The following is a 12,612-nucleotide window of genomic DNA, read 5'->3' as shown; positions in this document are numbered from 1 at the left end:
GCCCGGTCTCAGCGGCCGTGGCTGTCGGTGTAGGCCAGCAGGGCCAGGAAGCGGGCGCGCTTGATAGCGGTGGCCAGCTGACGCTGATAACGTGCTTTGGTACCGGTGATACGGCTTGGAACGATTTTGCCGGTCTCGGATACATAGGCTTTCAGAGTGTTGAGATCTTTGTAATCGATCTCTTTCACGTCTTCAGCGGTGAAGCGGCAGAATTTACGACGACGGAAGAAACGTGCCATGTAATAGGCTCCTCAAAAGGTCCGTGGATTACTCGTCAGCGTTATCGCTGTTGTCGCTGTCATCACTATCAGCGCTTTCGGCGCCTTCGTGCTCAGGACGGTCGCGACGCTCACGGCGCTCACTGCGGTTTTCTTCAGCCTTGAGCATCTCGGATTGGCCGGTAACGGCTTCTTCGCGACGGATGACCAGGTTACGGATCACTGCATCGTTGTAGCGGAAGTTGTCTTCCAGCTCGGCCAAGGCCTTGCCAGTGCATTCAACGTTCAGCATCACGTAGTGAGCCTTGTGAACATTGTTGATTGCGTAGGCCAGTTGACGACGACCCCAATCTTCCAGACGGTGGATTTTGCCGCCGTCTTCTTCGATCAGCTTGGTGTAACGCTCTACCATGCCGCCGACTTGCTCGCTTTGATCCGGGTGGACCAAAAAGATGATTTCGTAATGACGCATGAATGCTCCTTACGGGTTGTAGCCTGCCGTTCAAAAACGGTCAGACAAGGAGTGAATGACACTTATGGACTTGCTTGCGATAGACACATGCGTGCCTGCCGTCACAGCAAGGGGCGCAATTGTAGAGAAGGGACAGGAGAGGTGCAAGGCAATTGGTGATTATTTGAACAGTTGGTTCGCTCACCAATTTTTGCCTCGCCACAAACTACTGCGGGAGCGAGCTTGCTCGTGATGAGGGCGCAACATTCAACATTGATGCTGAATGTTGCTCCGTTATCGCGAGCAAGCTTTGCTCCCACAGAAAGCAGTGTGTCAGGACTTTTTCGAGGCAGCCTTGACGCTACGCTGGCGCTGCGCTTCGAACAGGCAGACGCCCGTGGCCACGGAAACGTTCAGGCTGCTGACGCTGCCGGTCATCGGCAAGTGCACGAGGTAGTCGCACAGATCACGCGTCAGACGACGCATGCCGCTGCCTTCGGCGCCCATGATCAGGATGGTCGGGCCGGTCATGTCTTGCTGATAAAGGCTTTGCTCAGCTTCGCCCGCCGTGCCGACAACCCACAAGCCGCGCTGCTTGAGCTTTTCCAGCGTGCGCGCCAGGTTGGTCACTGCGACCAACGGAATCACTTCCGCCGCGCCGCACGCCACTTTACGCACCGTCGGGGTCAGCGTGGCTGACTTGTCCTTCGGCACGATCACCGCCAGCGCACCGGCCGCATCGGCCGAACGCAGGCAAGCGCCGAGGTTGTGCGGATCGGTGACGCCGTCGAGCACCAGCAACAACGGCGAACCTTCGGAGCGATCCAGCAACTCGTCGAGCATCGCCTCGCCCCAGACCTGGCTCGGACTCACGTCCGCAACCACGCCCTGGTGCACGCCATCAACCCAGGCGTCCAGCTCGCGACGCTCGGCATTGCCGACCGCCACGCGATTTTCAGCGGCCAACTGGATCAGCGTCTGTACGCGCGGATCGCTGCGACCTTCAGCCAGCCAGATCTGCTTGACGCGTTTCGGGTGGTGACGCAGCAACGCTTCTACCGCATGCACGCCGTAGATTTTTTCCAACTGACTCATGACTTGGCCTTAGGTTTACGCGCCCCGCCGCTTTTCGCGGCTGGAGCCGAACCCGCTTTTGGCGGGCCTTTACGGTGTTTGCTCGGTTTGGCTGGCTTGCCGCCGGCATCCTTTTCAGGCGCCGACCGTCCGGTCTTTCCCCCAGACGCCGCTTTACCGCCGCTTTTCGCTTCAGACAAGAGCGCCTGTTTCAATTCACGGCTTTTGCGCAGCTCGGCATTTTTTGCCGCCGCATCGCTCGGGCGATAGGCCTCGGGCGCTTTTTCCTTGGCTGGACGACGACCGGATTTGGCCGGTGCCGGCTCAGCCTTGGCTGCAGTTTTGGCCGCTGGCGCAGAGCTTTCGGTGCCACGTTTCTTGCGACCGATCGGTGCGCTGATGGTTTTTTCAGCCATCTCGAAGTCGATCTTGCGTTCGTCGAGGTCAACGCGCATCACGCGCACTTCAACGGTGTCGCCCAAGCGGAAACTGCGGCCAGTACGTTCACCGGCGAGGCGGTGGTGCACTGGATCGAAGTGGTAGTAATCGCCCGGCAGCGCGGTGACGTGCACCAGGCCTTCGACGTAGATGTCGGTCAGCTCGACGAACAGACCAAAACCGGTCACGGCGGTGATCACGCCCGGGAACGATTCGCCCACGCGGTCTTTCATGAACTCACACTTGAGCCAGTTCACCACGTCGCGGGTCGCTTCGTCGGCACGGCGCTCGCTCATCGAGCACTGCTCGCCGAGTTGCTCGAGGGCCGCTTCGTCGTACGGATAAATCCGCGCTTTCGGAATGGTCATCGCGCCAGCACGGCGAACGTGCGGGGTGTCTTGCTTGGAATGGATAACGCTACGAATCGCCCGATGCGTGAGCAAATCCGGGTAGCGGCGGATCGGCGAGGTGAAGTGGGTATACGCTTCGTAGTTCAGGCCGAAGTGGCCCTGGTTATCAGCGCTGTACACCGCTTGGCTCAACGAACGCAGCATGACGGTCTGGATCAGATGGAAATCCGGACGGTCCTTGATGCTCGCCAGCAATGCCTGGTAATCCTTCGGCGACGGGCCGTCCTTGCCTTTGTGCAGGGACAGGCCGAGCTCACCGAGGAAGGCTCGCAGTTTTTCCAGACGCTCCGGTGGCGGACCGTTGTGAACGCGATACAGCGCAGGAATTTCGTGCTTCTTGAGGAATTCGGCAGTGGCCACGTTGGCCGCCAGCATGCATTCCTCGATCAGTTTGTGCGCATCGTTACGAACGGTCGGACGGATTTCGGCAATCTTGCGCTCGGTACCGAAGATGATTCGGGTTTCCTGCGTTTCGAAATCGATCGCGCCACGCACGTGACGGGCAGCCAACAGCACTTTGTAGAGCGCATAAAGCTGCTTGAGGTGCGGCAGAACGTCGTTGTACTCGCCGCGCAGTTGACGCGCTTCGGTGAGTTTCGGCGTTTCCAGCATTGCGCTGACTTTGTTGTAAGTCAGGCGAGCGTGGGAGTGAATCACCGCTTCGTAGAAGCAGTAGTCGGTCATCTCGCCGGACTTGGAGATGGTCATCTCGCAAACCATGGCCAGGCGATCGACATGTGGATTCAGCGAGCACAGGCCGTTGGACAGTTGCTCCGGCAGCATTGGAATCACGCGCTCGGGGAAGTACACCGAGTTGCCGCGAACCTGGGATTCGTTGTCCAGCGCCGAACCGATTTTCACGTAGCTGGAAACGTCGGCAATCGCCACGTACAACTTCCAGCCGCCGGAGAACAGACGCAGCTTGCCCGGTTTGGCTTCGCAGTAAACCGCGTCATCGAAGTCGCGCGCGTCTTCACCATCGATGGTGACGAACGGCAGATGGCGCAGGTCGATGCGCTTCTCTTTGTCTTTCTCTTCGACTTCAGGCTTGAGCTTGGCGGCTTCTTTCAACACCGCTTCAGGCCAGACGTGCGGGATATCGTAGGCGCGCAGGGCGACGTCGATTTCCATGCCCGGCGCCATGTAGTTACCAACAACTTCAACCACATCGCCTTGCGGCTGGAAGCGCGGGGTCGGCCAGTGAGTGATCTTCACCTCAACGAACTGACCGATATTGGCGTTGGCGTTGCGGCCCGGCGTGACTAGCACTTCTTGCTGGATCTTCGGGTTATCCGCGACGACAAAACCGATGCCGCCCTCTTCGAAGTAACGGCCGACGATGGTTTCGTGAGCACGCGAAACCACTTCGACGATCATGCCTTCGCGGCGACCGCGACGGTCCAGGCCGGAGACACGGGCCAGGGCTCGGTCGCCGTCGAACACCAGACGCATTTGCGCCGGGCTCATGAACAGGTCGTCACTGCCGTCGTCCGGGACGAGGAAGCCGAAACCGTCACGGTGACCGCTGATGCGGCCGAGGATCAAGTCGAGCTTGTCCACCGGCGCATAAGTGCCGCGACGGGTATAGATGAGTTGAGCGTCGCGCTCCATGGCGCGCAGGCGGCGACGCAGGGCTTCGATCTGGTCATCTGTGGTCAGACCAAACTCTTCCACCAGCTGCTCGCGGTTAGCAGGCGAACCTCGATCAGCAAGGTGCTGAAGGATCAGTTCGCGGCTAGGAATAGGGTTATCATATTTTTCCGCTTCACGAGCGGCCTCGGGATCGAGGGACTGCCAATCGGCCATTAGAGAGTTTTCACCTTGTCTATATGCGGGTTAGTTTGGCATAGGCGCAATGAAACGGGAAATTTCAGGCTCAGACATGCCATCTAAAGCTCTTTATCGACACCGCAAAGTTTAAAAAAATGCCGCTGGTAACATTTTCCGGATTTTTTTGATGCCAGGGGTTTACAGTTAAAATCACGCTCCGTATAGTGCGCGCCATCGACGACGCACTAGCGTTGCCGATACTGCCCAGATGGTGAAATTGGTAGACACGCCAGCTTCAGGTGCTGGTGACCGCAAGGTCGTGGAAGTTCGAGTCTTCTTCTGGGCACCAATTTCGAGCTTGAGATTAGATCAATTTCAAGGCTCACACAAAAACCCGCGAAAGCGGGTTTTTGCATTCTGGACTTCTGAATTATTAAAACCAAATCAGGGGTTTACAGATTAAAAGGCGCTCAGTATAGTGCGCCACATCAACAGCGGCGACGTTGTTGATACTGCCCAGATGGTGAAATTGGTAGACACGCCAGCTTCAGGTGCTGGTGACCGCAAGGTCGTGGAAGTTCGAGTCTTCTTCTGGGCACCAATTCAAATTTCAGAGTCGATCTGGAATTTACCAAAAACCCGCGAAAGCGGGTTTTTGCGTTTCTGGCCTCCAAAAAAATCTTTAGCGCCGCGTTCTGTGGGAGCAAAGCTTGCTCGCGAAGGCGTCCTCGAAATGGCCATCGCGAGCAAGCTTTGCTCCCACGTAATGATGTGAGGCCGGGGAAGCGCACTTGAGAAACAATATCGTTTATCATTGTTTCAAGTTTTTGCAATGCGACAGTGAGGAACCCTGCGAATGATGTTTCGAAATACCCTGCGCCGCGGCCTGACCTTTACGCTGCTTGGCCTGGCACTCGCCACTCCCCTCACCCAGGCCGCCGATCCGGTTTCCCTGACTCTTTATAACGGCCAGCACAAGGAAGTCGGTGACGCTGTCGCCAAAGCCTTCGAAGCCAAGACCGGCATTCACGTCAACGTGCGCAAGGGCAGCAGCAACCAGCTCGCCAGCCAGGTTGTCGAGGAAGGTGACCGCTCCCCCGCCGACGTGATCTACACCGAAGAGTCGCCGCCGCTGAACAAGCTCGGCGAACAAGGTTTGCTCGCCACCACCGACGCCGCCACGCTCGCCGTGCTGCCCAAAGACTACGTTGCGAGCAACGGCACCTGGATCGGCATCACTGCCCGCGTGCGCGTAGTCGCCTACAACCCGAAACTGATCGATGAAAAAGACCTGCCGAAATCGGTGATGGAATTCTCCGATCCGCAATGGCAAGGCAAGGTCGGCTTCGTGCCTACCAGCGGCGCCTTCCAGGAACAAGCGGTCGCGATCATCAAGGTCCACGGCCGCGATGCCGCCGAAGAATGGCTGACCGGCCTGCGCGCTTTCGGCAAAACCTACAGCAACAACATGGTTGCCCTGAAAGCCGTGGAAAATGGCGAAGTCGCCACGGTGCTGGTCAACAACTATTACTGGTTCGCCCTGCAGCGTGAAAAAGGCCAGCTCGATTCGAAACTGCATTACTTCACCGGCGGCGACGTCGGCGGGTTGATCACGGTTTCCAGTGCAGCCGTGCTGAAATCCAGCAAACATCCAAAAGAAGCTCAGCAATTTCTCGCCTACATGGCCAGCGAAGAAGGTCAGCGCGTGATCACCCAGACCACCGCCGAATATCCGCTGCACAAAGGCATGGAATCGGATCGCGGGCTCAAGCCGTTCAGCGAACTCGAAGCACCAAAAGTCACCCCGGCCGACCTCGGCAATGCCGAAGAAGCCCTGGACCTGGAACGTGACGTTGGCTTGAACTGATGAGCGCATCGTTAACCGCCCCCGCCGCGCGCGGGGGTTATGTGCCACGGCGCAAACGGCCGTCGATCTGGTTGCTGCTGCCGGTATTGCTGCTGGTAATCCTCAGCCTGTTGCCGCTGGCGTATGTCGGGCTGAAAACCTGGCAAGCGGGTTGGGCCGAGGCGTTGCACCTGTTGTGGCGGCCATATGTGTTCGGCCTGCTGCGCAACACGTTGTCGCTGATGGTTGGCGTCACCGTCGCTTGCGGCGTGATTGGCCTGTCGCTGGCCTGGCTGCTGGAGCGCAGCAATCTGAAGGGACGGCGTTTGTGGGGCGTGATCCTGTGCCTGCCGTTCGCGGTGCCGGCGTTTGTCAGCAGTTTTACCTGGGTTTCGCTCAGCGCGAATTTCGAGGGTCTGGGCGGCGCGATTCTGGTGATGACCCTGTCCAAATACCCGCTGATCTTTCTGCCGGTAGCGGCGACTTTGCGCAATCTCGACCCATCGCTGGAAGAGTCCGCGCGCACGCTCGGGCAGAACCGCTGGGGCGTGTTTTTCCGCGTTACCCTGCCGCTGCTGTGGCCGTCACTGCTGGCCGGTTCGCTGCTGATTGCGTTGCACATGCTGGTCGAGTTCGGCGCGCTGTCGATTATCGGCCTGCAAACGTTCACCACGGCGATTTACCAACAATTCGAACTGGAATTCAGCAACGCCAACGCGGCGATGCTCTCGGCGGTGTTGCTGGCGTTGTGTCTGTTGCTGTTGTGGCTGGAATTGCGCGTTCGCGGCAAGGGCCGCCACGTGCGCACCGGCCAAGGGGCGGCGCGGCGAGCGGAACAGGTTCGACTGGGGCCGTGGGCCGCCGCCGGACAGGTTTATTGCCTGGCGTTGGCGATCATTGGCAGCGGCATTCCGCTGGGGATGTTGGCGTACTGGTTGGCCGTCGGGTCCTCGGCAGCCTTCCCGGTCGCAGCGATCAGCGAAGCGTTGCTGTCGTCACTCGCCTTATCGCTGGGCGGCGCAGCGCTGTGCCTGGTGCTGGCGGTGCCGGTAGGTTTGCTAGTGGTGCGTTACAAAGGCCAACTGGCGATCTGGGCTGAACGCTTGCCGTATCTGCTGCACGCGCTGCCAGGATTGGTGATTGCGTTGACGCTGGTGTATTTCGCCCTGCATTACGTGCCGGTGCTGTACCAGACTTCGATGCTGTTGCTGATCGCTTATGCGCTGCTGTTTCTGCCGCTGGCGCAGGCGCCGATCCGCACCGCGCTGAACAAGGCTGCACCACAACTCGAAGAAGCCGCGCGCACGCTGGGCGCATCGTCGTTCAGCGCGTTTTGCCGGGTGACGTTGCCGATCATTTTTCCGGCACTCGGCGCGGCGTTTGCGCTGGTGTTTCTGGATGCGATGAAGGAACTGACGGCGACGCTGCTGTTGAGCCCGACCGGGTTGAATACGTTGGCGACGGAAGTCTGGGCGCACACCGCGAACGTCGAGTTCGCGGCGGCGGCGCCTTATGCGGCGTTGTTGATTCTGGTGTCGGGGTTGCCGGTTTATCTGCTGACGACGCGGATGTATTTGAGCCGCTGAAAAGCTTCGCGGGCAAGCCTTGCTCCTACAGGGATAACTGATTCCTTGTAGGAGCGAGGCTTGCCCGCGAAGGCGTCAACCCAATCAATACAAATCCTAAGCCCTGAACTGCCCCAGACTCGCCTTCAACTGCGCCGCCAAGCCATCCAGCACCTTGCCGCTGGCCGTGGTTTCCACCACTGCTTGAGCGGCTTTCTCAGCCTGCGCATGAATGGTTTCAACGCGACCACGCACCGCTTGCGCGCCTTGCGCCTGATGCGCCGCGGCCTGAGTCGCGAGGCCGATTGCCGCGTGCACTTGCTCGACCGACACCTGCACCGACTGCTGCAGCCGCGCACTGTCACGCAATACCAGCAAACCTTCGCTGGCCTGACGCCCGGCCTGACCAATCGCCGCCACCGCCTCACGCGCGCCTTGCTGCAACGCGACGATGTGCGCCTGAATGTCGCCCGTCGAGCTCTGCGTCTTGCTCGCCAGCGCACGCACTTCGTCCGCCACCACCGCAAAACCGCGACCGGTTTCACCCGCGCGCGCCGCTTCGATGGCGGCGTTCAGCGCCAGCAGGTTGGTTTGCTCGGCGATCCCGTGGATCACCGTCAACACCACTTCAATCTGCTCACTTTGCAGCGCCAGCCGCTCGATGACTTTCGCCCCGGTATCGACCTGCCCAGCCAGCGCTTCGATCAGGCTGCCGACCTTCGCCGATGTCCGGGTGTTTTCGTCGGTGGCCTGACGAATATCCACCACTTGCTGCAAGGCTGCCTGCATCGCATGGCTTTCCGATTGCGCTTCATCGGCCATTTGCGACAGTGCGCGCAGGCTTTCAGCCACTTCGTCGCGCTGCATGCCCGCCGCCGCATCGGCGCCAGCATTGCGCAAAGTCATCGCGCCGATTTCGACGCCGGTGCGCTGGGCCACATCGCCCGCTTCACGCACGATCGGCTGCAATTTGTCGACGAAGCGATTGACCGCCGAGGCCATGTCGCCGATTTCATCCTTGCTGTTGATCTGTACGCGTTTGGTCAGGTCGCCCTCGCCCGCCGCCAGATCGTCCATGGCCGCAATCAGCATTTTCAGGCGATTGACCACGCGACGGCCCAGCACCACCGCGAGCAACAGCAACACGCCGAAACCGACGAGCGCCAAGCCCAGGCCGATGCGCCAGCGCAACGTGCTGGCCGCTTCCTGCACGGTGCTGGTGGTGTTGGTTTTCATCTCGGCGGCGGTGGCTTGCGCCGACTGCAAACGCGCGCCCATCGCCGTGGCGCTCTCGGCGGCCGCACCTTTGAGACTGTCGCCGACCAGTTGATCGCTGCTGGCGATCAATGCCAGGAAGCGCTTGTCCAGATCCGCCAGATCGGCTTCCACCGACGCCGTCGAAACACCCATCAGGACCTTGCCGATTTCCACGCCGTTCGGGTTGATCGAGGCTTCGAGGTAGTAAACCGAGGGATCGTTCTTCGCCGCATCCAGCACTTTATCCAACGCGCGCTCGCCCTGACCTTTCTCGAGCAACGCCTTGTTGATCGGGTTTTCCCGGTTCAAATAGCGCGTCAGGTGTTGGCCGGTGGCGTCGTCGTAAACCACGAACAGCACGTTGGGATTGCGCTGGGCGCGACGGGCGAATTCGGAGAGGGTCGGCACGTCGCTGTCCCACATCGCACGCGGTGCGACCGAGGCCAGCAGTTGCGCCATGTCATTGGCCGAGTCCTTGAGGTCTTTTTCCAGCGTCGCCCGCAGCTGCGACTGCTCGTCCTTCAGGCGCGTCGACAAACCCGCCGTGAGGCGCTGACGGGTGTTGGTCGACAGGCTGTCGAGGCTCGACGTGACTTCACGTCCGGCCTGCTCCAGTTCACCGGAGAGCTTTTGACTGTCGGCGCCGAGGCGCACACCCAGATCGGCTTCCAATGCAGTCACCGTGCTCCGAGTCAGGGCGACGGCAACCAGCACTTGCACCAAAAGAGCGATACCAAGAGTAACGAACACTGGCCGCAATAGACGGCTTTGTAACAGTGAGAGAATGGCTGACACTTAAAATCCCTCTGCTTGGCGCCATTAAATTGATGGCGCACTGGAAGCGATGCTTTTATTCAACATCACAGCAAAGGTCGTGCCGTCTGACAGACAGATACGACAAAGGCCCCAAATGAGGGGCCTTTGCTTTTTACATCAACGATTTATTAAGCGAACGGGTGACGCAAAACGATGGTTTCGTTGCGGTCCGGACCCGTCGAAATAATGTCGATCGGCGCGCCGATCAACTCTTCAACGCGTTTGATGTAGGCACGAGCGTTAGCTGGCAGCTCTTCCAGGGTTTTTGCGCCCACGGTCGATTCAGTCCAGCCCGGCACTTCTTCGTACACCGGCTGCAGGCCGACATAGCTGTCAGCGTCAGTCGGCGCAACGGCATTGCCCTGCGCGTCTTTGTAGCCGACACAGATGTTGATGGTTTGCAGGCCGTCGAGTACGTCCAGCTTGGTCAGGCAGATGCCCGAGATGCTGTTCACATCGATAGCGCGACGCAGGATAACGGCGTCGAACCAACCGCAACGACGAGCGCGGCCGGTGGTAGCGCCGAACTCGTGACCTTGTTTGGCCAGGTGCGCGCCGACGTCGTCAAACAGCTCAGTCGGGAACGGGCCCGAACCGACGCGAGTGGTGTAAGCCTTGGTGATGCCGAGGATGTAGTCGAGGAACATCGGGCCAACGCCCGAACCAGTCGCAACGCCGCCAGCGGTGGTATTGGAGCTGGTCACGTACGGGTAGGTACCGTGGTCGATGTCGAGCAACGAACCCTGGGCGCCTTCGAACATGATGTCTTTGCCGGCGCGGCGCAGGTCGTGCAGCTCGGCGGTCACGTCGAGCATCAGCGGCTTGAGCAGTTCGGCGTATTCCTTGCACTCGGCGAGGGTTTTTTCGAACTCGATGGCCGGCTCTTTGTAGTAACCGACCAGCATGAAGTTGTGGTAATCCACCAGTTCACGCAGTTTGTCTTCGAAACGCGGCATGTTCAGCAGGTCGCCCACGCGCAGGCCACGACGTGCAACTTTGTCTTCGTACGCCGGGCCGATGCCGCGACCGGTGGTACCGATCTTCAGCTCGCCACGGGCCTTTTCGCGGGCCTGGTCCAGCGCCACGTGGAAGGACAGGATCAGCGGGCAGGACGGGCTGATACGCAGGCGCTCGCGCACCGGTACGCCTTTCTCTTCCAGCTTGGTGATCTCGCGCAGCAAGGCGTCAGGTGCAACCACCACGCCGTTGCCGATCAGGCACTGCACGCCTTCGCGCAGCACGCCCGACGGGATCAGGTGCAAGACGGTTTTTTCGCCGTCGATCACCAGGGTGTGACCCGCGTTGTGGCCACCTTGGTAGCGCACTACGGCGGCAGCATGTTCGGTCAGCAGATCAACGATCTTGCCTTTGCCCTCATCACCCCATTGGGTGCCCAGGACTACGACATTCTTACCCATAACACTTGTCCTCATTCGCGCAAACTTGGTGCCGGCAGCCGCCGGCAGGAAAACTCAAGAAGCCAGCGGCAATACTTGCCAAAGCCCGTTCTGCTGAATCAATTGCCGGTCGCAGTCCGCATCACGGGCGGCGGCCAATGGTTGCCCAGGCAATGCCTGAACAACACGCTGACCCTCACTGCGCAACTGGCAAACCTGCTGCCAGAGTGCCGCATCCGTACTGTCAGGCATCCAGATACCGCCGGACGGTAACTCGATCTCAGCACGCCCCAGGGTCACCAGGGTTTTCAAATCGGTGGAGAAGCCAGTTGCCGGACGAGCGCGACCGAAGTCGGCGCCGATGTCGTCGTAACGACCGCCCTGGGCGATGGACTGGCCAACGCCCGGCACGAATACCGCGAACACCACACCGGTGTGGTAGTGGTAGCCGCGCAATTCACCCAGGTCGAAGTAAAGCGGCAATTGCGGGAAACGCGTGGACAGACGATCGGCAATCGCCAGCAAGTCTTCCAGCGCTGCCAATACTGGCGCCGGCGCATGCGCCAGACGCTCGCGGGCCGCGCTCAATACTTCACGACCGCCGCACAGATCAACCAATGCGCGCAGCATGCCCGACAGTTCGGCAGGCAGGCCTTCGGTCAAGGTAATGACCTCGTCGATAGCCTTGCGTTGCAACGCATCAAACAGCTGCTGTTCGACTTCACCGGACAAACCGGCCGCGCGCGCCAGGCCGCGGTAGATGCCGACATGCCCGAGGTCCATGTGCACGTCCGGCACATCGGCCAGTTGCAACATGGCCAGCATCAGGCTGATGACTTCAACGTCGCTGCTCGGGCTGGCATCGCCGTACAACTCGGCGCCCAACTGGATCGGGCTGCGCGACGACGACAAGGCGCGCGGTTGTGCGTGCAGTACGCTGCCGGCGTAGCACAGACGGCTCGGACCTTCACGACGCAGGGTGTGCGCATCGATGCGCGCCACTTGCGGCGTAATGTCGGCACGGAAACCCATCTGCCGACCCGATTGCGGGTCGATAACCTTGAAGGTACGCAGATCCAGGTCCTGGCCCGCGCCGGTCAACAGGGATTCCAGGTACTCGATATGGGGAGTCACGACAAACTCGTAACCCCAGCTCTGGAACAGATCCAACACCTGACGGCGCGCTACTTCGATGCGCGCCGCTTCTGGTGGCAGTACTTCTTCGATGCCATCTGGCAGCAGCCAGCGGTCTACCGTTGCCATTACGCCATTCCCCTATGATCCGGGCGGCCAGCCGTCGGGCGAGCCTAGAGTGAAGCAGAAAATGGTCGGCTCATGCACAAACCACGCGCAAGAACGACGTGGCGAAA

The 12,612-nt window shown here is 60.0% G+C and carries 9 protein-coding genes and 2 tRNA genes; 4 read left to right on the top strand and 7 right to left on the bottom strand.

The window, feature by feature from the left end; translation table 11 throughout:
• Positions 1 to 8 precede the first annotated feature (8 nt).
• The 4 genes from rpsR to rnr all read right to left on the bottom strand — a co-directional run bounded on the left by rpsR (position 9) and on the right by rnr (position 4,397).
• Entirely contained in the window at positions 9 to 239 is a 231-nt protein-coding gene (gene rpsR / locus FBY12_RS20275; protein ID WP_002551829.1) for a 30S ribosomal protein S18, read from the bottom strand.
• A gap of 28 nt (positions 240 to 267) precedes the next feature.
• Positions 268 to 690, bottom strand: a complete 423-nt coding sequence (gene rpsF / locus FBY12_RS20270) for a 30S ribosomal protein S6 (protein ID WP_003217491.1) — start codon at positions 688 to 690, stop codon at positions 268 to 270.
• Between the two features lie 312 nt (positions 691 to 1,002).
• Positions 1,003 to 1,764 (bottom strand): 23S rRNA (guanosine(2251)-2'-O)-methyltransferase RlmB, encoded by a 762-nt coding sequence (gene rlmB, locus FBY12_RS20265; RefSeq protein ID WP_092274094.1) that lies wholly within the window; start codon positions 1,762 to 1,764, stop codon positions 1,003 to 1,005.
• Positions 1,761 to 4,397, bottom strand: a complete 2,637-nt coding sequence (gene rnr, locus FBY12_RS20260; RefSeq protein WP_145255309.1) for a ribonuclease R — start codon at positions 4,395 to 4,397, stop codon at positions 1,761 to 1,763. The genes rlmB and rnr overlap by 4 nt, the downstream gene beginning before the upstream one ends.
• Before the next feature lie 226 nt (positions 4,398 to 4,623).
• Here rnr and FBY12_RS20255 point away from each other — a divergent pair.
• From FBY12_RS20255 to FBY12_RS20240, 4 genes are all read left to right on the top strand, one after another.
• Positions 4,624 to 4,710: transfer RNA gene (locus tag FBY12_RS20255), tRNA-Leu, on the top strand.
• Positions 4,711 to 4,875: 165 nt separating this feature from the next.
• Positions 4,876 to 4,962 (top strand) — tRNA-Leu (locus FBY12_RS20250).
• 255 nt (positions 4,963 to 5,217) lie between these two features.
• A complete protein-coding gene (locus FBY12_RS20245; protein WP_092274101.1) occupies positions 5,218 to 6,228 on the top strand; it encodes an iron ABC transporter substrate-binding protein in 1,011 nt (336 codons plus the stop codon).
• Positions 6,228 to 7,793, top strand: coding sequence for an iron ABC transporter permease (locus tag FBY12_RS20240; protein WP_121732886.1), 1,566 nt, complete (start codon positions 6,228 to 6,230; stop codon positions 7,791 to 7,793). The genes FBY12_RS20245 and FBY12_RS20240 overlap by 1 nt, the downstream gene beginning before the upstream one ends.
• A 96-nt stretch (positions 7,794 to 7,889) precedes the next feature.
• On the opposite strand, the gene FBY12_RS20235 is transcribed toward FBY12_RS20240, so the two are convergent.
• From FBY12_RS20235 to FBY12_RS20225, 3 genes are all read right to left on the bottom strand, one after another.
• A complete protein-coding gene (locus FBY12_RS20235) occupies positions 7,890 to 9,824 on the bottom strand; it encodes a methyl-accepting chemotaxis protein (protein ID WP_145255306.1) in 1,935 nt (644 codons plus the stop codon).
• 149 nt (positions 9,825 to 9,973) lie between these two features.
• Complete coding sequence (locus FBY12_RS20230; RefSeq protein ID WP_109503663.1) at positions 9,974 to 11,263, bottom strand: adenylosuccinate synthase; 1,290 nt, start codon at positions 11,261 to 11,263, stop codon at positions 9,974 to 9,976.
• 54 nt (positions 11,264 to 11,317) lie between these two features.
• Positions 11,318 to 12,505 carry an ATP phosphoribosyltransferase regulatory subunit gene (locus tag FBY12_RS20225; protein ID WP_092274115.1) on the bottom strand — a complete coding sequence of 396 codons (1,188 nt, stop codon included), beginning with the start codon at positions 12,503 to 12,505 and terminating at the stop codon, positions 11,318 to 11,320.
• Positions 12,506 to 12,612: the final 107 nt, after the last annotated feature.

The organism is Pseudomonas sp. SJZ131 (assembly GCF_007828705.1).
Classification (GTDB): Bacteria; Pseudomonadota; Gammaproteobacteria; order Pseudomonadales; family Pseudomonadaceae; genus Aquipseudomonas; species Aquipseudomonas prosekii.
Note: the sequence above shows the minus strand (reverse complement) of the source record. Positions and strands in the feature narration are given on the sequence as shown.